This is a genomic window from Solwaraspora sp. WMMD791, assembly GCF_029581195.1.
Lineage (GTDB): Bacteria > Actinomycetota > Actinomycetes > Mycobacteriales > Micromonosporaceae > Micromonospora_E.
Genome location: NZ_CP120737.1, coordinates 1886903 through 1911150 on the forward strand (window position 1 = coordinate 1886903; position 24248 = coordinate 1911150).

Below are 24248 nucleotides of genomic sequence, written 5' to 3' on the forward strand. Positions count from 1 at the left end.
GGGAACAGATCGCCGACAACCCGCTTCGTAATGAGAGCAACGACACGCCGACAACGACATCTGGTGTGTCGGTCGGGACGGCACACCAGATATAGTCCCTGACGCAACTGGTTCGGCCGGGCAGCCAGCCCGGCCGAGGCAACAGGGAACCCGGTGGGAATCCGGGACTGCCCCGCAGCGGTGAGTGGGAACGACCGCCGTCATCACGCACTGGGCGCGTACCGCGCCTGGGAAGCGACGGCCAGTAGGAGACCGAGTCGCCTCGACCCGGTCACGCCCACGAGTCCGAAGACCTGCCCGTTGTGCCGGGTACGCCGTGTGCGTACCCGGTGGTCCGAGGCCGCGCGGGACGGTCGACGGCTGCGCCGCGCGCGTCGGGTGACCACCGCGTGCGCCCAGACGTCCGTGCTGCCCGCCGGCCTGCCACGAGCAGAGCCAGGAGGCAGCACAGGTGACCATCACCTACCCCACGGCGACCCCGTCGGCGGGCACACCCGGCCCGGTCCGGGTCCGCGACCAGGACGGCCACGCCACCCCGGTCGACCCCGACCGGCTGCACGCCGCGGTACGGCGCCACGCCGACGGGCTCACCGACGTCGACCCGCGCCGGGTCGCCGACCGGGCCGTCAGCGGCCTCTACGACGGAGTCACCACGGCCGAGGTGACGCAACTGCTGATCCGCACCGCCGCCGACCTGATCGGTGCGGACCCGCAGTACTCCCGGCTGGCCGCCCGGCTACTGGCCGCCTCGGTCACCGCGCAGGTCCGTCAGCAGGGCATCGACTCGTTCAGTCAGGCCATCCGGCTCGGCCACCGCCACGGGCTGATCGGCGACCGGACCGCCCGCTTCGTCGCCACGCACGCCGCCGTCCTGGACGCCGCCGTCGACCCGACCGCCGACGACCGGTTCGAGTACTTCGGGCTGCGGACCGTCTCCGACCGGTACCTGCTGCGCCATCCCACCAACCGACAGGTGGTGGAGACCCCGCAGTACTGGCTGCTGCGGGTGGCCTGCGGACTGTCCGACACCCCGGCCGAGGCGGTCGACTTCTACCGACTGATGTCGTCGCTGGCGTACCTGCCCAGCTCGCCGACGTTGTTCAACTCCGGCACCCGGCACACCCAGATGTCGTCGTGCTTCCTGGTCGACTCCCCCCGCGACGAACTCGACTCGATCTACGACCGGTACGCCCAGGTGGCGAAGCTGTCCAAGTACGCCGGCGGGATCGGCATCTCCTGGTCCCGGGTGCGCTCACGGGGTGCGCTGATCCGGGGCACCAACGGGCTGTCCAACGGGATCGTGCCGTGGCTGCGCACCCTGGACGCCTCGGTCGCCGCCGTCAATCAGGGCGGCCGGCGCAAGGGCGCGGCCTGCGTCTACCTGGAGCCCTGGCACGCCGACATCGAGGAGTTCCTGGAGCTGCGGGACAACACCGGCGAAGACGCCCGCCGCACCCACAACCTCAACCTGGCCAACTGGATCTGCGACGAGTTCATGCGCCGGGTCGACGCCGACGCGACGTGGTCGCTGTTCAACCCGGCCGACGTACCGCACCTGCCCGACCTGTACGGCGCCGAGTTCGACACCGCGTACCGGGCCGCCGAGGCCGCCGGGCTCGCCGTGCGCCAGGTTCCCGCCCGCGACCTGTACGGGCGGATGATGCGCACCCTGGCGCAGACCGGCAACGGCTGGATGACCTTCAAGGACCGGTCCAACCTGCTGTGCAACCAGACCGGGGAACCGGGCAACGTGGTGCACCTGTCCAACCTGTGCACCGAGATCGTCGAGGTCTCCTCGGACGCCGAGACCGCCGTGTGCAACCTGGGCTCGATCAACCTCGGTGCCCACCTGACCGCAGCTGCGACCTCGACCGCGGCCGGGGCCACGGCCGCCGACGTGGACTGGGCGCGGCTGCGCGACACGGTCCGCACCGCCGTCGTCTTCCTCGACCGGGTCATCGACATCAACTACTACCCGAGTACGCAGGCCGCGGCGTCCAACCCGCGCTGGCGCCCGATCGGCCTGGGCATGATGGGGCTGCAGGACGTGTTCTTCGCCCTCGGCCTGCCGTTCGACTCGGCACCCGCCCGGGAGCTGTCCACCCGGATCGCCGAGGAGATCTACCTGACCGCGCTGGAGACCTCCGCCGGGTTGGCGCAACAGTACGGGCCGCACCCGGCGTACCCGCAGACCCGGGCGGCGCGCGGGCAACTGCACCCGGACCTGTGGGGCGCCGAGCCGACCCAGACCGAGCGCTGGGCGGCGCTGCGCCGACAGGTCGCCGAGCACGGGCTGCGCAACTCGCTGCTGGTGGCCATCGCCCCGACGGCGACCATCGCCTCGATCGCCGGCTGCTACGAATGTATCGAGCCGCAGGTGTCCAACCTGTTCAAACGCGAAACCCTGTCCGGGGAGTTCCTGCAGGTCAACACCGCCCTGGTGGGGCGGCTGAAGGCGGCCGGGCTGTGGACGGCGGCGGTCCGTGAGCAGATCACCCGGGCCGAGGGGTCGGTCCAGCAGATCAGCGCCATCCCGGCCGAGGTACGGCGGCTGTTCCGTACCGCCTGGGAGCTGCCGCAGCGGGCGCTGATCGACCTGGCCGCCGCCCGTGCGCCGTACATCGACCAGAGCCAGTCGTTGAACCTGTTCATGGCCGCACCGACGATCGGGAAGCTGTCCTCGATGTACCGGTACGCCTGGCAGTCCGGCCTCAAGACCACCTACTACCTGCGGTCGCGCCCGGCGACCCGGATCCAGCAGGCCACGGTCTCCGTCGCGCCGGTCGACGCCGAGGCGGTGGCCTGCTCCCTGGAGAACCCCGAGTCCTGCGACGCCTGCCAGTGACGCCCCGCGTCCACCCGTTGGAGACCACGATGACACCGAACCCGATGCTGCTCGACCCGGGGATGAACCTGACCCTGCGGCCGATGCGCTACCCGCACTTCTTCGACCGCTACCGCGACGCCATCCGCAACACCTGGACGGTGGAGGAGGTGGACCTGCACTCCGACCTGGCCGACCTGGACCGGCTCAGCCCGGCCGAACGGCACCTGGTCAGCCGACTGGTCGCCTTCTTCGCCACCGGGGACACGATCGTCGCCAACAACCTGGTGCTCAACCTGTACCAGCACGTCAACAGCCCGGAGGGGCGGCTCTACCTGTCCCGGCAACTGTTCGAGGAGGCGGTGCACGTCCAGTTCTACCTGAACCTGCTGGACACCTACGTCCCGGACGAGCAGGAGCGGTCCGCCGCGTTCGCCGCGATCGACAACATTCCGTCGATCAAGCGCAAGGCCGACTTCTGCTTCCGCTGGATCGACTCCCTCTTCGGGCTGCGCGAGCTGCGGACCCGCGACGACCGTCGGGCCTTCCTGCTCAACCTGATCTGCTTCGCCGCCTGCATCGAAGGGCTGTTCTTCTACGGGGCCTTCGCCTACGTGTACTTCCTGCGGTCCCGGGGGCTGCTGCACGGCCTCGCCTCCGGCACCAACTGGGTGTTCCGCGACGAGTCGATGCACATGGCGTTCGCCTTCGACGTGGTCGACACGGTCCGGCGGGAGGAGCCGGACCTGTTCGACGACGAAATGGCCGAACAGGTCCGCCAGATGCTCGCCGAAGCAGTCGACGCCGAGGCCCAGTTCGCCGAGGACCTGCTCGGCCGGGGCGTGCCCGGGCTGTCGCTGGCCGACATGCGCCAGTACCTGCAGCACGTCGCCGACCGCCGGCTCGCCCAACTGGGCATCGCCCCGCTCTACGGATCGACCAACCCGTTCGCGTTCATGGAGCTGCAGGACGTGCAGGAGTTGTCGAACTTCTTCGAGCGCCGGGTCTCCGCGTACCAGGTGGGGGTGAGCGGGGCGGTGAGCTTCGACGAGGAGTTCTGAGCGGTCCGCGCGGCCGGTGGGTCCAGGTCGGTCATCCGACCGGCCGGCCCACCGGCTGCGGTACGCCGGCCCGGCCGCGTCGGAATCCCGGATAGGTCAGCACGAAGGTGCTCACTGCGGCCATCAGCACCGCGCCGACCAGCACCGGCAGCGGCGCCCAGACCGCGTACAGGGCGGTGCTGGCGGTCGGCGCCAGGACGAAGGTCAGCCCGTTGGTGACACCGATCAGCCCGGCGAGGCCGCCCTGTTCGTTCCGGTCGACGGCGAGCGTCGGTCCGGCGACGTAGCCGGGCATGGCGACGCCGAGGCCGAGGCCGATCAGCGCCATCGCGGCGATCAGCACGGCCCGGTGGGTGTCGGGGACGAGCAGCACGAAGCCGATCAGCGCCACCAGGCAACCGACCCGTAGCAGCAGCGCGGGCCGCCAGCCGCTGCGCGGCACCACCACCGTCTGGGCGAACACCATCCCGGCCCCGGCGGCCAGCAGCGCGCCGCCGGTGAGCAGCCCGGTGGTCTCGGCGTCGAGGCCGAACCGGTCCTGGACGAGGAAGCCGCTGACCACCTGGACGAACCCGAGCGCGGTGAACATGCCGAGCCCGGTCAGCAGGTACGGCCACACCCGCGCGTCCCACGGGCTGATCCGGGCCGGTGCGGCGATCAGTTCGGTACGGGTCTGCCGGCGCAGCCGTACCGCGACGGCGGTCAGCCCGACGGCGAGCAGCGCCGGAACCGCCAGCAACGGCGCCATCAGCCCGAACCCGGCCAGCAGGCCGCCGACGAGGGCACCGGCGACCATCGCGACGCCCTGGACCGCGCCGATCCCGGCCATGCCGCGCACCCGGGCCGCCGGGTCGGGGGTGACGTCGGCGATGTACGCCTGGGCGGTGGGTGCCACCGCCGCGATGGCGGTACCGAAGCCGACGCCCCGGAACACGACGAAGAGCAGGAACAACGCGGTGCCGGTGACGATGCCGCGCATGCCGAGGTCGGCGAGCAGCGCGAACAGGGCCGTCGTCGTGGTGGCCAGGGCGAGCGCCGCGACCAGCACCGGTTTACGGCCCCAGGACTGACTGCGCCGCCCCCACATCTGGCTGGTGACGACCATCATCAGGGCGGAGACGCTGATCATCACGCCGACCTGCCATTCGGCGAGGCCGATCTGGCGCGACAGCGGAGCGATGATCGGGTTCAGTGACATCTGGCCGAGGAAGACCAGGAAGACCGCCCCGAGCAGCAGCGGGATCTGCGGCCGTGGCAGGGTGCCCGGCTCGGGCACGACGGTGGCGCCACGGGAGATCATCCGGCCACGCTAACCACCGGAGATCGACTGCCCAAGGACGCCGGTCACATCCGCCGACCCGGGCGTGAGCTGCGACGACCCGGCGCTGAGCTGCGGCGACGCCTGCGTCAAGTGAGCAGACTGTCGCCGATCCAGCCGTCGGGCGCGCATCCGGGCGGGATCGCGAACACCGCCGACCCGATCGGGGTGACCCACTCGTTGAGCAGGTCGTGTTCGGCCAGCCGGCGTTGGATCGGCAGAAACTGCGCGTCGACGTCCGCCTGGTAGGCGGCGAAGATCAGCCCGCTGTCGGGGGTGCCGTCGGCACCCGGGACGCCGTCGTAGTTGTACGGCCGGCGCAGGATCTTGTAGCGGTCGTCGGCGACGTGCGCCCGGGTGACGTGCGCGAAGTCCGGCATGATCGGCAGCCCGACCTCGTCGACCGCCGCGAAGTCGGGGATGTCGGTCTCCTTCTCCCCGGTCAGCGGTGCTCCGGTGTCCAGCCGGCGACCGATCACCAGCTCCTTGTCCATCCGGCCGAGCTTGTCCCAGGTCTCCATCTCGGTACGGATGCGGCGGACCACCAGGGTGCTGCCGTCGCGGTGCCAGGCGGGCCCGTCGCCGACCCAGACGGCGGTGTCGAAGTCGGCCGTGCCGGGCGTCGGGTTCCCGGTGCCGTCGATCTGCCCCATGATGTTGCGTTGGGTGTGCGCCTCGTGCTCCACGCCCCGGCCGCGCCGGAACCCCTGCTGCACCCAGCGGACCGAGGCGAACGGCCGGGCGTCCTTGATCAGCATCCGCTGGGCGTGCGCGACCGTGATCGGGTCGTCGGCGCAGATCTGCAGCAGCAGGTCACCGCCGGACCAGCCCGGCTCCAGCCGGTCGATCGCGAACGGCGGCAGGTCGGTGACCGACGGCGGTCGGCGGTCGGCGACTGCGGCGGCGGCGTACAGCTGCGGACCGAACCCGAAGGTGACGGTGAGCCGGGCCGGCAGCACGGCCAGTTCGGGTTCGGTGTCGGCCAGCGGCGGCACGCCCTGGGTGAGCCGGGCGGCGTCGTCGCTGAGCAGTCGCAGCAGCCGGACCAGCGCGGCCCGGTCGGTCGCCGGGCCGAGGGTGAAGGCGACGAACGCGGCGTACGCCTGTGGCGGGGTGTCCACCCCGGCCTGCCGGGGGCCGTGGAACGGCACCGTCTCGGTGCCGAAGTCGACCGCCACCGGCGCGGCCGCCCCGGTCGGGGCGGCCGCCGGTGTCCGGTCGCCGGAGACCGCCGCCGTGACCGCCGCCCCTCCGGCGAGGGCACCGCCGAGCGCGGCGGCCCCGCCGGTGAGCAGCAGCCGGCGGTTCACCGGCGACGGTACGGGGTGCGGCGGTGGCGGTACGGGTCGGTCGGTCATCCCGCTCAGCCGTGGTCCATGCCGGTGCCGGGGTCGTAGCTCTCCTCCGCACCGGCGAACGGCTTGGCGACCGCGGTGAACTGCGACGTCTCGCCGTCGGCGAAGGTCACCGTGAAGGTGACCTCGTCGCCGGGCTGCACCGGTTGCGCGATGTCCATCAGCATGATGTGGTCGCCGCCCGGTTCGAGGGTGTGGCTGCCGCCGGCGGGGACGACGATCCCGCCCTGCTTCTCCCGCATCACCATCGCGCCGTCGGCCATCGCCATCTCGTGCAGCTCGACCGGGGAGATGTCGGTGCTCACGCTGGCGATGGTGATGTCGGTGTCGGTGTCGTTGACCAGCACCCCGAACGCTGCGGTCATGCCGTCGTCGGCGGCTTTCACCCACGGGTCGCGCACGACGAGACCGGCGGTGGCAGCGGCCGACGCCGTCGCGCTGGCCGACGCCTCCGGAGTGGACTGTGCCGGGCCCGACGGCGTGCCGTCGCCGTCGCCGCAACCGGCGAGGACGAGGGCGAGGCCGGCGACGCCGGACAGCACCGCGCGGCGCGTGGCGGTGCGCCGGACCGGAGCCGGCTGGAGCGCTGATGGCATACGGGTTCTCCTCACGAGTCGTACGACGGAAGTAGTCGCCGTACCGGCCCGGTCGGTTCCCGCAGTGAACTAGCTCACACGTCGTCGGCCGCGCAGCACGACGACGGCGGCCCCGCCGATCAGCAGCGCCACGGCACCGGCGAACGCGAGCAGCCACCCACGGCGGCTGTCGGCCGGCGCGGCATCGTCCGTGGCGGCCGAGCCGGCCTGAGCAGGTGCCCCCGAGGCGCCGGTGAGCGGGGCGTTCACCGCGAACCGGAACGCGCCCTGCACCGTGTGTCCGTCCACCGAGACCACCCGGTACGCGACCGTGTAGACGCCGTCGGGCAGTGGCTGCACCGGACGGACGATGCCCCGCTGCTGGTCGACGGTCGGCCCGTCGACCGGCATCTGGGCGCCGGCGGCGTCGCTGACCACGATCGTGGTGTAGTCGCCGTTGAGCGGTTCGGTGAAGGTCAGCACGATCTCCTCGGGTGACTGCGCCACCCGGGTGTTCTGGCCGGGTTGACTCGCCGACAGCGCGGCGTGCGCCGCGGCCGGGGCGGCGGGCGCGACGACCACGATCGCGGCGAGCAGGGCCGCCGCGACCCCTCGGGCGACACGGACGGGCAGTGCTGATCTGGGCACGGACGGGACCTCCTGTCGAAGCGGCACCAACGGCGGCCGGATCGCCATTCGATCATTTCTCGACCGCACCGGGCGAGATCCGCTCGGCGGGAATCCTTGCGCCGGTCGCGGTCGCGGGAACCCGACCCTACGACGGGTCGACTGATGTCGGTGGGCGGGGCCGGATGGACGCACGTCACACTTCCGACCCCTCCATTGAGGGTAGGCTCACCTAACAGTTGCCACATCCCGGGAGCTCTCGCGATGCCGTTCACGCTCACCCGAACCGCCGCCGAGCGGGTGTTCCGCCGGACCGCCCGGCTGTCCGACCGCACCTGGCTGACGCCGGGCTACCTGCGGCTGCGGCTGGCCGGCGCACAGCTGCGCGGCTTCACGTCGCCCGGCGCGGACGACCACGTCCGGCTGTTCCTTCCGCTCGGTGCCGACGGTCCGCACGACGGCCCCAGCCGGGAGGTGACCCCGCTCGACTGGGACAGCGCGGCCGGCTGGCTCGACCTGGAGCTCGTGGTGCACCCTGGCGGGCTGGTCAGCGACTGGGCGGTCGGGGCTCCGCTGGCCTCAACGGTCGCGGTCGGTGGGCCACGCGGCTCGACCGTCCTGCAGGGCACCCCGGACGCCTGGTTCCTGGCTGGTGACGAGACCGCGGTCCCGGCCATCCGCCGATTCGTCGCCGCGATGCCCCCGACGGCGCACGGACGGATCCTGATCGAGGTGCCCGACCCGGCTCACCAGGTCGACCTGGTGCCGCCACCCGGCGTCGAACTGGACTGGATCCACCGTGGCGACGCGCCACCCGGGCGGGCCCTGACCGGCGCGATCGACGCCGTCGACGCCGGGCAGCGACCGGCCGGCGCGGTGTTCGGCTTCGTCGCCGCCGAGCAGGCCGTGGTGCCGGCCGGCCGGGCGCTGCTGCACGACCGTTGGGCGCTCCCGCCGGAGCAGACGATCGTCAAGGGTTACTGGAAGCGCGCGGAGTAGTCGAACCAGTCGAAGCGCACCGTCGCGGCAGCCGCGTACATGCCGACGACCCGGCCGGTGAAGCCGCCGGCCACCTCGGTCGACAGGTACCGGCCGTCCAGTTCGGCCAGCACGTCGACGCCACCGGCGGCGTCCTCGACGCCGAGCCGCACCAGGTCGGGCCCCTGCCGGGGGTGGGTGGTCGGCACCGTCACGATGTCGATCCGCAACAGCACCGGCCCGGCCGGGACCGGGCGGGCGGCCAGCACCGGACGCAGCGGCCCGATCCGCGCGGCAGCCCGCACCTGGCCACCGCCGGCCTCGATCGTGTAGTGGTGCTCCTCGTCGAGCCGCACGGCCAGCCCGCCCCGGCCGTCGCCCGGCGCGATCAGGGTCCGTACCCGGCAGCTGGGGTGCTGTTGACGCCCGGCGGGTCACCGACGCCCGCCGATGTCACACCGTACGTCGGCCGCCCGTCACGGCGAGCACCTCGCCGGTGGTGTAACTGGACCCGGCCGAGGCAAAGAAGACGAACGACGGTGCCAGCTCCGCCGGCTGCGCCGGCCGGCCGATCGGCGTCTGGGTACCGAACTTCTCCACCGCCTCCGGCGGCATGGTCGCCGGGATCAGCGGGGTCCAGACCGGCCCGGGCGCCACCGAGTTGACCCGGATCCCCTGGTCGACCAGGTTCGCCGCCAGTCCCTTGGTGAAGTTGACGATGCCCGCCTTGGTGGTGGCGTAGTCCAGCAGCGGCGGCGACGGATCGAACGCCTGGATCGAGGAGGTGTTGATGATGCTGGAACCCGGTGGCATGTGCCCGACGGCCGCCTTGCAGATCCAGAACATCGCATACAGGTTGGTCTTGAGCACCCGGTCGAACTGCTCGGTGGTGATCCCGGCGATGCCCTTCTCCTGCGCCATCTGGTAGGCGGCGTTGTTGACCAGGATGTCGATGCCGCCCAGTTCCTCGACGGCCCGGCGCACCAGCTCCACGCACTGGTGTTCCTCGGTGATGTCGCCGGGCACCGGCACCGCCCGCCGGCCGGCCTGCTCGATCAGCCGAACCGTCTCCTGGGCGTCGCGCTCCTCCTGGGGCAGGTAGGAGATGACGACGTCGGCGCCTTCCCGGGCGAACGCGAGCGCCACGGCACGGCCGATGCCCGAATCCCCACCGGTGATCACCGCCCGCCGGTCGGTCAGTTTGCCGGTGCCCTGGTAGCTGTCCTCGCCATGGTCCGGCTGGGGATCCATCTTCCCGCTGGTGCCCGGTGGTGGCTGCTTCTGTACCGGCTGGCCCTGCTGCTGCCCGTACTGCTCGGTGGGGTCCTGGCGGGTGTGCTGACTGTCGCCCATGGCTCGCTCGCTCCTCGCGGGAAGGACAAAACGGATCGGACTCCCCCAGCTCTACCCCCACGGTCCGCAACGAAAACAGCCGACCGGCTCGCCGACAGCGACCGCCGTCGCCGATCAGGTTTCGACCGGCCCGCACGGGGCAGTCGGCCGCACATGCCGCATCGGCGTGATGCGGTGTTCGAACGGGTGGGACGGCTGGAACCCGATGGGTATCCGCGACGGGACAGGCACCGCCGGTGCGGTCCGGGCAGCTTCGGTGCCCGGACCGCCCCGGCTCTGGCCGCTGGCCGCGGTCACCGTCGTGACGACCCTGCTGGCGGCGACCGGCGGGTTACCCCCCTGGCCCGGGCTGGTGCACCTGGTCGCGGCACCACCGATCGACCTGTACGCCGATCTGCGGCTGCTGCTGACCAGGGCGCCGTCAGCACCGTGGTTCCTCGCCGGGCTGGTCGGCTCGCTCATGATCCGGGTGTGCGTGCTGGCGCTGATGCTCGGCGGTCTGGACCGGCGGCGGCTCCGGCTGGCCGCCACCATCTACCTCACGGTGCTACCGCTGCTGCTGCTCGCCGCAGAACTCACCTACATCGCCGCGGCGGTGCTGTACTCCCGGCTGTTCTGGCCGGGAGTCGGCCTGGTCGCACTGACAGCGATCGTGGTGATCCCGTTGCCATGGCAGGGCACCACCCGCCTGCGCCAGGCGTGGCGGCGGGCCTGGCGCGGCGGGCTGCGGGTCGAGGTCACCCTGCCGTACGCGGCCGCGGTGATCGGGCTCGGGGTGCTCGCCGAACAGTTCCCGGCCCTGCGGGTCGCCGCCGTCGCGGTCTCCGGCGCGCTCACCGCCGTGGCGGTCCGGCTGCTGGCCCGCCCGGCACCGGCGTACCCGAGGCTGCGACTGGTCGGCGCCGCCGCGATCTTCCTGGTCGCGACCGTGGTCTTCATCGCCACCCGGTCGGTGCCGGCCGCCGAGCCGGTACCGCCCCGCGCCGGCTCGATCCTGCTGATGAGTGGCATCAACTCCGCCTCCGGCCGCGGCACGATCTTCGGTACCCGCACCGACGTGCTCGGCTACACCTGCCAGCAGACCTTCTACTTCTCCTACGCCGGCCCCGGCGACGGCCAGCCGCAGGGCCGGGCCCGCTGTCCGATCCGTACCGGCACCCCGTACGACCGGACCGACACGCAACGCCCGTTCGCCGAGCAGGTGGAGATCTTCGTCGACCAGGTGCGTGACCTGCCCCGGCCGCTGGTCGTCGCGGGGCACTCCCAGGCCGTCTGGGTGGCCTGGGAGGCCGTCGCCAGCGGCGGCGCCGACCAGGTGGACGTCCTGGTGCTGGTCGGCCCGTTCCCGGACAATCCGGCCGGCTACCTGCCGCCGGGGCAGGACGGGCCGGGCCGCGTCGGCAGCGACCTGCTGCGGCTGCTGGTGCCGGCCTCCGACTGGGTCGATTTCCATTTCGAGCCGGACTCGCCCGCCGCTCGGGAACTGCTCGCCCCGGCCAACGGCGGCGCCGCCGTCCTGACCGAGCCACTGCCGTCGCGGGTGCGGTCGTTGGCGCTCACCTCGACGACCGATCTGCCGCTGATGCCCCACGGCTGGCGGCTGCCGGTGAACCGCAACGCCTGCCCGATCCGCGAGGCGCATCCCTACCTGCCGGACACCCCGGCGTTCTACCACGAGGTCAACCGGTTCCTCGACGAGGAGCCGGCCCTGCCCTGCCCACCGTGGCGGACCTGGGGCCGACCGATGGCCCTGCCGTTCGGCGTACCGCCGACAGGTTGACCGGATCGACACCGGGCCCCATCGACACCAGGAGGAACCGTGCCCAGACATCTCACCGACCGGGTCGTCGTCGTCACCGGCGCGTCCAGCGGGATCGGCCGGGCCACCGCCCGGCAGCTGGCCGACGCCGGCGCCACCCTGGTGCTGCTGGCCCGTCGCGAGGACGCCCTGCAGACGTTGGCCACGCGGTGCCGCGGCAAGGGCGTCGAGGTGCTGGTCATGCCGATCGACGTGACCGATGCCGAGGCCGTCGCCGAGGCCGCCCGGCAGGCGGTCGCCCGGTTCGGGCGCATCGACGCCTGGGTCAACAACGCCGGAGTCAACCTGTACGGGCCGGTCGAGGAGTCACCGGCGCAGCTGTGGCATCAGGTCGTGCAGACCAATCTGTTCGGCACCTACCATGGCGTACGCGCGGTGCTGCCGTGGTTCCGGGAGCAGGGCCACGGGATTCTGATCAACATGTCGTCCGTCCACGGCTGGCGGCCGGCACCGCAGCAGAGCGCGTACGCGGCCAGCAAGCACGCCATCCGGGCCTTGAGCGACTGCACCCGCCAGGAGGTACGCGACGTACCCGGCATCGCGGTCTGCACGGTGCTCCCCGGACCGGTCGACACCCCGATGTTTCGCAGCGCCGCCAACTGGACGGGCAGGCGGGTGGTGCCGCCGAGCCGGCCGTGCGAGGCCGATCAGGTCGCCCGGGTCGTCACCGGGCTGATCCGCCGCCCCCGTCGGGAGGCCACCGTCGGAGCCGGCGTCCGGCTCGGGCTGCTCGCCGCGCGGCTGCTTCCGGCGCTGACCGAGCGGGCCGACGCCCGCGCCGTGCCCCGCAGTCACTTCTCCGCCGACCCGGTCGGCTACACCGCCGGCACCGTGCAGCGCCCGGAACCGCTCGGTGCCCGGGTCGACGACGGCTGGCGGGCGGCGTACTCGGCCGGCCCGGTCGGCGGAGCCCGATGAGTGTGCTGCTGGCGCCGTTCCCGCCGGCCGTGGCGGCTGCCGAGCCGGTCAGTCGCCAGGTCGAGGTGCCCGCCCCGTCGAGTTGGCGTACCCGCGCCGGGGCGCCGCCGGAGGCGACCTGGACGATCGCCGGGCTGTGCTGGGAGCCCGCCGTGCTCACCGCCGACGCCGTGACGACCGGACGCCGCCCGCCGATCGTGCTGGTGCACGGGCTCGGGGTGGCAGCCGGGCTCTGCGCGCCGGTGGCCCGCCGGCTCGCCGCCACCGGGACTGTCCTGACGCCCGACCTGCCCGGCTACGGCCGCAGCAGTAAGCCGGATCCGGTACCCGACATCGCCGAACTCGGCACCTCTGTCGCCAGCTGGCTGCCGGCGGTGGTCACCGAACCGGCGGTACTGGTCGGTGTCTCACTCGGCTGCCAGGTGGTGCTGGAGACCGCCGCCCAGGCACCCGACTGGGTGTCGTCGGTGGTGCTGGCCAGCCCGATCGTGGATCCGGCCCGCCGCCGATGGCGCAGTCAGCTCTGGCGCTGGCAACTCGAGCAGGCCACCCAGTCGGTACGGCTCAAGCGGCTGCAGCTGACCGACTACCGGCGGGCCGGCGTGGGACGGGTGCTGCGCAGCTTCTCAGCGGCGCTGGCCGACCGGCCCGAGGACAGGATCGGACATGTCGACGCACCGGTCCTGGTCTGTCGGGGCACCCGGGACCCACTGGTCTCCGACGAATGGGCCGCCCGGCTGCGGCGGCTGGCACCGCACGCCCGGCTGGCCCGGCTGCCCGGCGTAGTGCACGCGATGAGCCATGACAACCCGGTCGAGTTCGCCCGGGTGATCCTCGGTTTCCTCGACCAGGTCGCCGCTTCCCGGAAAGGTGACGCCGGTGCCCACACCGAAGTTCCTGGCTAGCTTCGACTCCGCCTCGGCGATGCTGATGGCCACCTCCGCGTACCTGCGGGGGGAGTCGTTTCCCGCCCTCGGCCAGTCGACCCTGTTGAAACCACTGGTGAAGGCGACCGATCTGCTGCCGACCAAGGCCAAGGAGAAGGCGTTCATCGTCAGCGGACTGACCGAGGCGGTGCGGGCCGGGCGGATGGGCCGCATTGACGTGGCGGAGGTGTCCCGGTGGGCCGCCGGGCAGTACCCGGCCCGGCGCTACCCGGCGATCGCGGTCGGTTCATCCAGCGGCGCCCTGGTGCACCTGTGGGCGGCGCTGGGGGTGCCGTGGCTGCCGCAGACCTTCTTCATCCCGGTGGCGCAACGGGTGCACCCGGATGATCCGACGACCGCGATGCGCAAGGGACTCAAGCCGGGGCAGGCGTTGCTCGCCGCCAACCCGGACATCCAGCTGCACCACATGCACGACGCCAACCAGGACCGGCTGATGGTGCGGGCGCTGACCTACTTCCGCTTCAAACGCCGCACACTGGGGCCGGAGTACGAGCAGTTCATCCGGGACCGGCTGGCCCCCGGCGGGACGATCATCATCTCGGACTGTCGCGAACGCTGGCGCACCACTGCGGTCGGCGACCGGCACGTGTTCCAACACGGTGCGGTCGGCGGTGCCACCGAGGCCGAGTTCCACCACGGCGGGCCCCGGGTGGCGAAGTACCTGGACCGCTACGACTCCCCGGTCCGCCGGTGGGACGGCCCGGAGCCGGACAGCGTCAGTCCGGAAGCGGAATGGGGCTTCGCCGCCGAACTCGCCGAGGACATCGACCGGTTCGCCACCGAACACGGCTACCGGGTCCGACGGATCGTTTTCGACCGGCCCTCGTCACCGTCACCGATGGTGGCCGACCTCTACCAGTGGTGGTACCGGCAACGCCGGATCCCGGCGAGCAGACTGCTGGTCGAGTCGTTCATCGTGCTCGATCCGTGGTGGACGCTGCGGACCGGATCGGTGCCGTTCTGGATGACGTTCAGCATGGACCCCAGCCTGGCCGACGTGGAGCGGTATCTGGACACCCGTGGCCCGTTCGCCGACATACACCTGGCGCTGTTCCAGAACGGCGTACCGAATGCGGTGGGCTGGCCGCCGCCGCAGCGGTGGCAGGCGGTGCTGGACCGGGCCACCCGCAGCGGGCAGTACCTCGGCCGTGAGCTGGCGAACTTCCCGTACGAGATGTCGCTGTACGCCCGCTACGACGAGGCGCTACGGACGATTCCTGCCAGGTACCCGATGCCCGGCTCGTTGACTCTGACGCAATTCGACGACTTCCTGTCGCAGGCCGGCGACTGTCCGGGGGTGCGATGGGAGACGCTGACCCCGGCCGGGTGAGGCGCGTCCCCGGTGGTCCCAGCCGACCGCCTTGCCCGCGGCTGCCGGGACCACCGGGGACGCCGGTGTCAGTTCTGCAGGAACCCCTGGGACACTCGCGCCTCGGCGAGCAGCCGGGCACAGGCGGTCGGCTCGGATTCGGTGATGGTCGGTACGGCGTCGTCACCGGTGAGGCTGCGCAGGAAGGCGAGCTCGGCGGGACCGATGTGCCGCACTTTGCCGCTGTCGTGGACGACGAAGATCGGGTTCGGGGTCTGGGTGGTGCACTGCACGAGATACATGACGTTGTCTCCCGGGTCGTCGAGGTCGTCGATGATCCACCGTGGACGCGGTGGCGTCGGTGGTCGGGTCGCGGTGATGATCTGCGCCGCGCGGGCGACGATCGCCGGCTTCTGGGCCACGATCGCCGGGCCAGGGCACTGCGAGTGCCCCCAGTCGAATCCGTGCTCGGCACCCATGCTGTGGTGACCGAGTCCGCGTTCGAGCGGGCTGTTCGCGTTGCGGACCGGGATGCCGTGTTCCCGGTGCGAACGGGCGAGCAACTGGGCGTTGGCCTCCAGTTGCTGTGGGGTCAGCCGGTCCGGCAGAAAACCTTCGTTCTCGATGCTGAGCCACGTACGGTTGCCGGCCCGCTGGGTCCATGCCCGGATCTCGGTGTCGACCATCTGGGCGACCCGCCCGTCCTTGGCCACGACGAAGTGCGACGACACCCGCGACGCCGGATTGCGTTGCCAGGCGATCGTGCCCTCGAAGTAGCCGGCGGCGATGTGTACGACGATGCCGTGGTGCTCGTCGAGCCGGTCCTGTGGCTCGTCGAGCGCGCCGGTGCCGTTGCCGCTGTTGACGGTGGGACCCCGCCAGGTCGCGAGATCGGTCCAGATTCCCATGTGGCAGGCCTCCTTTCCCAGCCGGTGGTACGTCGGTGGAGTCGCAGGTCCCGGCTCCCCGGCTGTCTGGACAGGGCCGGACACGACCGGTCGACCGGTCCGGCGCAGATGGGATCGTCTGGTGTCGGATCGACGCTCCGGTCGACACCGACGGGAAGGTGGGACCGACTCGCACCCGCCAGCCGGGTGGATCCGGATGCTCCGCCGGGTCACCGGCACCCACAGCCTGATCCACTGTGAACACCGGTCGGCCGGTCGGTGGCTCACCTCGCACCGGGCCCGTCCGACGGCCGGCCCGCCCGACCCTCCAGTGCCGTCGGCCCGGCGGCGGGGATCGTCGTACGGTGCCCTGCTCCGAGAATAGCGTGATCGACAAGCTTCTGACCAGCGTAAATAACTCAGAGTATGCAAATCAAAGCAAGAGGTGGCGAGACCTCCGGCCAGCGGTGGAAGTTGCGCGTCAGTCCATTGTGACCGGGAGCCGGACCGCCGACGGACGCTGCGGATCATGGAAGATCCACCGCTGGCCGGCCTGCAACCGGGTGGCACGGCCGAGCGGTTCACCGGTACCGGGGTTGCGCGCCCACCGGGGATGCGCCCCGCCGCTGACCTGCAGCCGCAGCCGCTCACCGGGGACGAACCGACAGGCGGTCGGCCACAGCGTCACCGCGACCGGCCGTACGTCGGGGACCGGACCGACGACATCCCGGTCGACCCTGGACAGTCCGTCGCAGACGTTGAACGACCGCCCCCGCCGGTCGACCCGGCACAACCGGACGAAGACATCGAAGTACGGCACCGAGCTGCGCACGTACACCTCGGCGGTGACCGGGCCGATCACCTCGACCGGCCGGTCGAGCACCGCACTGGTGTAGGTCAGCACGTCGGCGCGGGCCTCCAGGACCCGGTTGTTCCGTACGCCGGCACGCTGGGCGACCAGCAGGGCACCGCCGAGCGACGGCGTCGGATCCGCCGGGTCGTACCGGTGCTGGTCCGGCTCGCACGCGGGTGGCACCGCCCGGTCCAGCCGGCCACCCGGCCACAGGTACCACGGGGTCGGGGTCGCCGGCGGCGGCCAGTCGTCGAGTTCGCGCCAGCCGGCACCGGCGACGTGTACCCGGACCGGGGGACCCGCCACCGGCTGCGACCCGTCGTCCGGCGACCCGCCTTCCGGCGACCCGTCGTCCGGCGACCCGTCGTCGAGGTGCGTACCGAAGAACCGCACCGCCTCACGCGCCGCGGTGACGAACAGGCCGGGGCTGCCGTGCGTCCACGGGCCGACCACCAGCCGGGGCCGGCGGCCCACGGCACGCAACGCGGCGTAGTCGACCAACTGGGCGGGCAGGAAGATGTCGTGCCAGCCGGTGACCATCGACACCGGCGCGACCACCTGGTCGATCTCCCGGTCGAACATCCGGGGCAGCCAGTACGGGGCGGCCGGCCGATGCTCGGTCAGCCATTCCTGGAAGAACGGCACGGTGGCACCCGTGGCGACCCGGTCCGCCTCGGCCAGCGGCAGGTGAGCCAGACCGGCGACCAGTCGGGGCTGACCCCGGCGCAACTCCCGCTGGCGGGTCAGCCACGGCACCTGCTGGGCGGCCAGCAGTTCGGCCCAGGTCAGCACGGTGTCCAGCGAGAACGCCCCACCGGCGTAGGTGGAGTCGCGGGTCTGCGCGGCGGTGACGACGGCGACCATCGCCCGCAGGTCCCCGCCGCAGTGGGCGGCCGTGGCCCACTGCCCGAAGCCCTGGTAGCTGATCCCAAAAGTGCCCAGCCGCCCGTCGTACCAGGGCTGACAGCGCAGCCACGCCAGGGTGTCCAGCCCGTCGGCGCGCTCGTGCAGCAGCGGCTCGAACACCCCGTCGGAGCCGAACGTGCCCCGGCACGACTGCACCACGCAGTGCCAGCCCCGGCGGGCGAAGAGCAGCCCGAGCAGCCGGATCGGCCCGCCCCGGCCGTACGGGGTCCGGATCAGAACGGTGGCCGCCGCGGCACCACCGGGTGGCGCGTAGTGATCGGTCCGCAGCCGCAACCCGTCCCTGGTCCGCACCGAAAGGTCACGGCGCACCCGGATCCGGCCGGGCCATCGCCGGTCAGCGGACATCGTCGCCACCGTCGGTCTGCCGGTCACCGCCCCGGGCGGCGGCGCGGACCTCGTCACGATGCGCCCGGGTCGACTCGCCCATAGCGGCCAGGAACCGGCGGACCGTCTCCAACTCGTCGTCGGTGAACTCGGCCATCACCGCGTCGGTGCGCCGGCCCAGCGGCGCGAAGAACTCCCGGGCCAGCCGGGCACCGTCGGGGGCGTACCGGAGCCGGACCTTGCGCCGGTCGTCGGGGTCACGGTCGCGGTGCAGGTGCCCGGCCCGCTCCAGCCGGTCGACCAGGGCGGTGACCGAGCTGGAGGTCAGGTTCAACTGGGTGGCCAGCCCGCCCGGGGTGATCGGCTCGCCCGACTGCTCGGCGTCCATCACGGCGATCAGCGCCTGCAGATCGGTGGCGTGCAGGTGGTGCAGGGCCGCGAAGGCGTGACCGACGTGACCGGCCTCGACCGTGTACCCCCGCAGCCGGCGGACGATCTCAGCGACCACCGCCTGCCGGCCACTCGGCCGGGGTCCCCATACGCCGGCGTCCAACCGTCGTCCTCCGTTCCGCTGTTGTCGAAACCTTATCCCAGACCAGCTATAGTCTCGACCAACGAGATATTCGATGGTCGAGCTTTCTGTCGGACAGGTGCCCCACCCACCGGCGGAGCCGACCACCCCGGCGAACGACGAGGACACTGATGGGCACCACAGTTGGCACCAGACTCACCGCGATCATCTGCGGCAGATGGAGCGCCTGGCTGGTCCTGCTCACCATGGCGGCCTTCTCCGCCCTGGTGATCGGCTTCGCCGGCGACCCCCGGACCGGCAACGACCCCACCGGGGCGCTCCCCGACACCGCCGAGTCGGTCCAGGTCGCCGAACTGCGCCGGCAACTGCCCGGCGGACAGGTCAACCCCGCCCTCGTCGTCTACTCCCGCGACGGACAGCCACTGACCGCCGCCGACGACGCGGCGATCACCGCCGACCGCGCGGCCTTCGCCCGCGACGCCGTCGGCGATGTCAGCCCACCGGTGTACGCCCCCGACCGCACCGCCGCCCTGGTCGCCGTCCCGCTCCCGGCCGAGATCGACCCCGTAGCGCTCGGCGACATCGTCGACCGGCTCCGCGCGCAGGCCCGCGCCGACCTGCCCGCCGGGGCCACCGCCGAGATCACCGGCGGGGCCGGCTTCACCGCCGACGTCGCCGCAGCCTTCGACGGCGCCAACTTCACCCTGCTCGCCGCCACCGTCGCCGTCGTCGCCGCCCTGCTCCTGGTCACCTACCGCAGCCCCTGGCTCTGGCTGGTCCCGCTCGCCGTGGTCGGCACCGCCGACGTGGTCAGCAACGGACTCATCGCGATCGTCAGCCGCGCCATCGACCTACGGATCGACGCCTCCACCACCGGCATCGTCGACGTGCTCGTCTTCGGCGCCGGTACCAACTACGCCCTGCTGCTCATCGCCCGCTACCGCGAGGAACTCCGCCGCGTACCCGACCGCCGCCAGGCGCTGCGCCGGGCGCTGAGCTCCGCCGGCCCGGCGATCACCGCCAGCGCCCTGACCGTCGTGCTCAGCCTGCTCACCCTGCTCGCCGCCGTACTGGCCAACGACCGTGCCATCGGCGTCGCCGGCGCCGTCGGCATCACCACCGCCATGGTGTACGGCCTGGTCGTACTGCCCGCCGCGCTGTCGGTATGCGGCCGGGGGCTGTTCTGGCCGTTCATCCCCCGCCCCGGCCAGCCCGACCCCACCCGCACCGGGCTGTGGGCCCGCGCCGGCAACCTGGTCAGCCGTCGCCCCCGCACGGTGCTCGCCGGCTCCCTGCTGCTGCTGGCCGTCCTCGCCACCGGCCTGCTCGACGCCCGGATCGGGCTGAGCAAGACCGAACAGTTCCGGGTCAGCGCCGAATCCATCGACGGGCTGGCCACCCTCTCCCGGTCCTTCCCGTCCGGCACCGCCGACCCGGTGATCGTCGTCGCCGACGCCGCCCGCACCCCGGCCGTGCTGGCCGCCGTCGAATCGGTCGACGGGGTGGCCAGCGCCCGACCCGCCGGCGGCGACGACGACCTCGCCGTCGTCGAGGTGGTGCTGCAGGCAGAACCGGACAGCACGGAAAGCTACCAGGCGATCACCGATCTGCGGGCCGCGCTCGACGCCGTACCGGACGCCAACGCCCTCGTCGGCGGCTCCGTCGCCACGAACCTCGACACCCGCGAGGCCGCCCTGCGTGACCTGCGGGTCGTCGTACCCCTGGTGCTGGTGGTGGTCCTGGCGGTGCTGATCGTCCTGCTGCGCTCCATCGTCGCGCCACTGATCCTGGTCGGTACGGTGGTCGCCACCTTCTTCGCCGCCCTCGGCGCCGCCACCACCCTGTTCACCCAGGTCCTCGGCTACCCGGCGCTGGACACCAGCGTTCCGCTGCTGTCCTTCCTGTTCCTGGTCGCCCTCGGCGTCGACTACAACATCTTCCTGACCACCCGGGCCCGCGAGGAGGCCCCCGTCGAGGGCACCCGGCAGGGTATGCGGACCGCCCTGGCCGTCACCGGCGGCGTCATCACCAGCGCCGGCATCCTGCTCGCGGCGGTGTTCGCGGTCCTCGGCGTCCTGCCGCTGGTCACCCTCACCGAGATCGGCATCATCGTCGGGTTCGGCGTGCTGCTCGACACCCTGCTGGTCCGGACCCTGCTGGTGCCCGCGATCGCGATGGTGCTCGGGCGACGCTTCTGGTGGCCCAGCGCGCTGGCCCGCCGACCCGACCCGGAGCCCGCTACGGCAGGCGGCGGCGCCGACCCCGACCCGGCGTCGGCGAGCGTCGGAGCCGGCCCAGCGCCCGCTGCGGCAAGCGTCTCTGCCGACCCGATGCCGGGCCGGCGCGCCGATACCGGAGGATAGGGTCATGCAGACCCGCTCCGATCTCCGCAACGTGGCCATCATCGCGCATGTCGACCACGGTAAGACCACGCTGGTTGACGCGATGCTGCGCCAAGGCGGCCAGCTGCACACCCGCGCCGAACTGCCCGACCGGGCGCTGGACTCCATGGACCTGGAGCGCGAAAAGGGCATCACCATCCTGGCCAAGAACACCGCGATCAGCTACGTACCCGACCAGGGCGACCCGGTCGTCATCAACATCATCGACACCCCCGGCCACGCCGACTTCGGCGGCGAGGTGGAACGCGGCCTGACCATGGTCGACGGCGTGCTCCTGCTGGTCGACGCGAGCGAGGGCCCACTGCCGCAGACCCGGTTCGTGCTGCGCAAGGCGCTGCGCGCCCGGCTGCCGATCATCCTGGTGATCAACAAGGTCGACCGGCCGGACGCCCGGATCAAGGAGGTCGTCGACGACACGTACGAGCTCTTCCTCGACCTGGACGCCGACGAGGAGCAGATCGACTTCCCGATCGTCTACGCCTGCGCCCGCGACGGCATCGCCTCGCTCACCCAGCCCGCCGACGGGTCGGTGCCCGACGACAGCGACAACCTGGAGCCGCTGTTCCGGACCCTGCTCGGCACGATCCCGGCACCGGCCTTCGACCCGGACGCGCCGCTGCAGGCGCACGTGACGAACCTCGACGCCTCCCCGTTCCTCGGCCGGCTCGCGCTGTGCCGGGTCCGGCAGGGCACCATCCGCAAGGGCCAGACGGTCGCCTGGTGCCGCACCGACGGCAGCGTGCAGAAGGTCCGCATCTCCGAACTGCTGATGACCGAAGGGCTGGAACGCAAGCCGGCCGAGGCAGCCGGACCGGGTGACATCATGGCGGTCGCCGGCATCCCCGACATCATGATCGGCGAGACCCTCACCGACGCCGACGACCCACGGCCGCTGCCGTTGATCACCGTCGACGAGCCGGCGATCTCGATGACGATCGGCACCAACAACTCGCCGCTGGCCGGCAAGGTCAAGGGGTCGAAGGTGACCGCCCGGCTGGTCAAGGACCGGCTGGACCGGGAGCTGATCGGCAACGTGTCGCTGCGGGTGCTGCCCACCGAACGCCCGGACGCCTGGGAGGTGCAGGGTCGTGGTGAGCTCGCCCTGGCGATCCTGGTCGAGCAGATGCGCCGCGAGCAGTACGAGTTGACCGTCGGCAAGCCGCAGGTGGTGACCCGGGAGATCGACGGACGGATCTGTGAGCCGGTCGAGCGGCTGACCATCGACGCCCCCGACGAGTACCTCGGCGCGATCACCCAGCTGCTGGCCACCCGCAAGGGCCGGATGGAGCAGCTGGTCAACCACGGCACCGGCTGGATCCGGATGGAGTGGCTGGTGCCGGCCCGCGGCCTGATCGGGTTCCGGACCGAGTTCCTCACCGAAACCCGCGGCACCGGCATCCTGCACCACGTCTTCGAGTCCTACGAGCCGTGGTTCGGCGAGCTGCGGACCCGGCCCACCGGGTCGCTCGTCGCCGACCGCACCGGGGTGGCGACCAGCTTCGCCATGTTCAACCTGCAGGAGCGCGGCTCGCTGTTCGTCGAGCCGGGCACCCCGGTCTACGAGGGCATGCTGGTCGGCGAGAACTCCCGCGCCGACGACATGGACGTCAACATCACCAAGGAGAAGAAGCTCACCAACATGCGGTCGTCGACCGCCGATGAGCTGGAGCGTCTGGTCCCGCCACGCAAGCTGTCGCTGGAGCAGGCCCTGGAGTTCTGCCGCGAGGACGAGTGCGTCGAGGTGACGCCGGAGGCGATCCGGCTGCGCAAGGTCGTCCTGGACCAGACCGCCCGGGCCCGCTCGGCCGCGCGGCGCAAGCACCAGAGCTGACCCACGCCCCACCCCGGTACGCGAAAAGTGGGGGCCGGCTACGTAGCCGGCCCCCACTTTCGCGTCGATCAGCGACTACTTGACGATGTCGGCGAGCTCCCGCTTGCGGTCGCGGGCCGACTTCGCCAGCGACGCCACGGTGGTCACGGTCAGCGTCACGAAGATGAAGCTCAGCGACATCCAGATCGGGATGTGCGGTGCCCAGCCGACCGGCTCGCCGCCGTTGACGAAGAACAGCGAGTTGTCCGCCAACGCCTCGAGCACCAGCTTGACGCCGATGAAGCCGAGCACCGCCGCCAGTCCGAAGCTGAGGTAGACCAGCCGGTCGAGCAACCCGCCGAGCAGGAAGTAGAGCTGCCGCAGCCCCATCAGGGCGAACACGTTGGCGGTGAAGACCAGGTACGGCTCCTGGGTGATGCCGAAGATCGCCGGGATCGAGTCCAACGCGAAGATCAGGTCGGTCACCCCGATCGCGATCATCACGATCAGCATCGGCGTGAACATCCGCCGCCCCGCCTCGGTGACCGTGGTCAACCGGCCGCCGTCGTAGGCGCCGGAGACCGGCAGCACCCGCCGGCTCCACCGGATCAGCGCGTTCTCGGAGAACTCCTCGGCCGGGCTGTTGTGCCGCAACTGGCCGATGGCGGTGTAGATCAGGAACGCGCCGAAGATGTAGAACACCCAGGAGAACTGCGAGATCAGTACGGCACCGGCGGCGATGAAGCCGCCGCGCAGCACCAGCGCCAGCACCACCCCGACCAGCAGGACCTTCTGCTGATACTTCCGGGGCACCACGAAGCGGCTCATGATGATCACGAAGACGAAGAGGTTGTCGACCGACAGACTCTTCTCGGTCACGTACCCGGCGAAGAACTCACCGGCGTAGCGCCCGCCGGCCGTGGCCCAGACGCCCATGCCGAAGATGACCGCGAGCACGATGTAGAAGGTCGTCCAGATCGCCGACTCCCGCATGCTCGGTTCATGCGGCCGGCGGACGATGATCAGCAGATCGGCGATGAGTACGGCGGTCAGCACGACCAGGCTCACCAGCCATACCCAGGCAGGGATGTTCACTCGGACCTCCGGCAGACACACGGCACCACCGTTGCCGGCCCGGCGAGGGGCGCCCGGACCGGTGGAGATGCACGCAGCGGTGACTGACGGAGGTCTCTTCCGCCACCGCGTACCGGCCTGATCGACCGAGGACGCGACGACCGCTGGCACCGGGTCGCACCGGAGAACCGGGACGACCGTGCTGACGACGCCAGCGCGAAGGAGTACTCCCCTCCTTTTGCGCCATTGTTGCCTACCGGGGGGCGAATGAACACACCGGGCCGGGGTGGGAGTGAGAGTAAGCACGTCGCCTAACGGCGTCCTAGGAGGCTAGCTGCCTAGCGGTCGGGCCGCC

19 protein-coding genes and 1 riboswitch are annotated in these 24248 nt (G+C 71.8%); of the genes, 9 read left to right on the forward strand and 10 right to left on the reverse strand.

The features are described 5' to 3' along the window. Positions 1-91: 91 nt before the first annotated feature. Positions 92-316: riboswitch (cobalamin riboswitch) on the forward strand. Between the two features lie 135 nt (positions 317-451). Together O7623_RS08185 and O7623_RS08190 are read left to right on the forward strand one after the other, a co-directional pair. Then, the gene (locus O7623_RS08185; protein WP_282227997.1) at positions 452-2845 is read left to right on the forward strand and encodes a ribonucleoside-diphosphate reductase subunit alpha; all 2394 of its coding nucleotides are present in this window, start codon (positions 452-454) and stop codon (positions 2843-2845) included. Positions 2846-2874: 29 nt separating this feature from the next. After that, entirely contained in the window at positions 2875-3885 is a 1011-nt protein-coding gene (locus O7623_RS08190; protein ID WP_282227998.1) for a ribonucleotide-diphosphate reductase subunit beta, read from the forward strand. Positions 3886-3916: 31 nt separating this feature from the next. Here the strand turns inward: O7623_RS08190 and O7623_RS08195 are convergent, their stop codons facing one another. The 4 genes from O7623_RS08195 to O7623_RS08210 form a co-directional block, all read right to left on the reverse strand. Next, positions 3917-5185 (reverse strand): MFS transporter, encoded by a 1269-nt coding sequence (locus tag O7623_RS08195; RefSeq protein ID WP_282227999.1) that lies wholly within the window; start codon positions 5183-5185, stop codon positions 3917-3919. Between the two features lie 107 nt (positions 5186-5292). Further along, the gene (locus O7623_RS08200; RefSeq protein WP_282228000.1) at positions 5293-6561 is read right to left on the reverse strand and encodes a Dyp-type peroxidase; all 1269 of its coding nucleotides are present in this window, start codon (positions 6559-6561) and stop codon (positions 5293-5295) included. 5 nt (positions 6562-6566) lie between these two features. Then, entirely contained in the window at positions 6567-7154 is a 588-nt protein-coding gene (locus O7623_RS08205; RefSeq protein ID WP_282228001.1) for a copper chaperone PCu(A)C, read from the reverse strand. A gap of 69 nt (positions 7155-7223) precedes the next feature. Continuing rightward, the gene (locus O7623_RS08210) at positions 7224-7781 is read right to left on the reverse strand and encodes a copper resistance CopC family protein (RefSeq protein ID WP_282228002.1); all 558 of its coding nucleotides are present in this window, start codon (positions 7779-7781) and stop codon (positions 7224-7226) included. Between the two features lie 243 nt (positions 7782-8024). On the opposite strand from O7623_RS08210, the gene O7623_RS08215 reads away from it, so the two are divergent. Further along, entirely contained in the window at positions 8025-8759 is a 735-nt protein-coding gene (locus O7623_RS08215) for a siderophore-interacting protein (RefSeq protein WP_282228003.1), read from the forward strand. Here the strand turns inward: O7623_RS08215 and O7623_RS08220 are convergent. Continuing rightward, positions 8738-9130 (reverse strand): hypothetical protein, encoded by a 393-nt coding sequence (locus O7623_RS08220; protein WP_348775156.1) that lies wholly within the window; start codon positions 9128-9130, stop codon positions 8738-8740. The genes O7623_RS08215 and O7623_RS08220 overlap by 22 nt on opposite strands. Before the next feature lie 61 nt (positions 9131-9191). Next, positions 9192-10091, reverse strand: coding sequence for an SDR family oxidoreductase (locus tag O7623_RS08225; RefSeq protein WP_282228004.1), 900 nt, complete (start codon positions 10089-10091; stop codon positions 9192-9194). Between the two features lie 205 nt (positions 10092-10296). On the opposite strand from O7623_RS08225, the gene O7623_RS08230 reads away from it, so the two are divergent. The 4 genes from O7623_RS08230 to O7623_RS08245 are packed head-to-tail and all read left to right on the forward strand — an operon-like array spanning position 10297 to position 15105. Beyond that, entirely contained in the window at positions 10297-11871 is a 1575-nt protein-coding gene (locus O7623_RS08230; RefSeq protein WP_282228005.1) for a hypothetical protein, read from the forward strand. 39 nt (positions 11872-11910) lie between these two features. Further along, a complete protein-coding gene (locus O7623_RS08235; protein ID WP_282228006.1) occupies positions 11911-12828 on the forward strand; it encodes an SDR family NAD(P)-dependent oxidoreductase in 918 nt (305 codons plus the stop codon). Then, entirely contained in the window at positions 12825-13733 is a 909-nt protein-coding gene (locus O7623_RS08240; protein ID WP_282228007.1) for an alpha/beta hydrolase, read from the forward strand. Before O7623_RS08235 ends, O7623_RS08240 begins: the two co-directional genes overlap by 4 nt. Further along, positions 13708-15105 carry a hypothetical protein gene (locus tag O7623_RS08245; RefSeq protein ID WP_282228008.1) on the forward strand — a complete coding sequence of 466 codons (1398 nt, stop codon included), beginning with the start codon at positions 13708-13710 and terminating at the stop codon, positions 15103-15105. The genes O7623_RS08240 and O7623_RS08245 overlap by 26 nt, the downstream gene beginning before the upstream one ends. 68 nt (positions 15106-15173) lie before the next feature. Here the strand turns inward: O7623_RS08245 and O7623_RS08250 are convergent, their stop codons facing one another. The 3 genes from O7623_RS08250 to O7623_RS08260 form a co-directional block, all read right to left on the reverse strand. Further along, positions 15174-15992 carry a peptidoglycan recognition family protein gene (locus tag O7623_RS08250; RefSeq protein ID WP_282228009.1) on the reverse strand — a complete coding sequence of 273 codons (819 nt, stop codon included), beginning with the start codon at positions 15990-15992 and terminating at the stop codon, positions 15174-15176. A 460-nt stretch (positions 15993-16452) separates the two neighbouring features. Next, positions 16453-18096, reverse strand: coding sequence for a CocE/NonD family hydrolase (locus O7623_RS08255; protein ID WP_282228010.1), 1644 nt, complete (start codon positions 18094-18096; stop codon positions 16453-16455). Beyond that, positions 18086-18628 carry a MarR family transcriptional regulator gene (locus O7623_RS08260; RefSeq protein ID WP_282228011.1) on the reverse strand — a complete coding sequence of 181 codons (543 nt, stop codon included), beginning with the start codon at positions 18626-18628 and terminating at the stop codon, positions 18086-18088. Before O7623_RS08260 ends, O7623_RS08255 begins: the two co-directional genes overlap by 11 nt. A 149-nt stretch (positions 18629-18777) precedes the next feature. On the opposite strand from O7623_RS08260, the gene O7623_RS08265 reads away from it, so the two are divergent. Both O7623_RS08265 and typA read left to right on the forward strand, forming a co-directional pair. After that, positions 18778-20970 carry an MMPL family transporter gene (locus tag O7623_RS08265; RefSeq protein WP_282228012.1) on the forward strand — a complete coding sequence of 731 codons (2193 nt, stop codon included), beginning with the start codon at positions 18778-18780 and terminating at the stop codon, positions 20968-20970. Between the two features lie 4 nt (positions 20971-20974). Continuing rightward, positions 20975-22840 carry a translational GTPase TypA gene (gene typA, locus O7623_RS08270; RefSeq protein ID WP_282228013.1) on the forward strand — a complete coding sequence of 622 codons (1866 nt, stop codon included), beginning with the start codon at positions 20975-20977 and terminating at the stop codon, positions 22838-22840. A gap of 75 nt (positions 22841-22915) precedes the next feature. On the opposite strand, the gene O7623_RS08275 is transcribed toward typA, so the two are convergent. Continuing rightward, entirely contained in the window at positions 22916-23914 is a 999-nt protein-coding gene (locus O7623_RS08275; RefSeq protein ID WP_282228014.1) for a TerC family protein, read from the reverse strand. Positions 23915-24248: the final 334 nt, after the last annotated feature.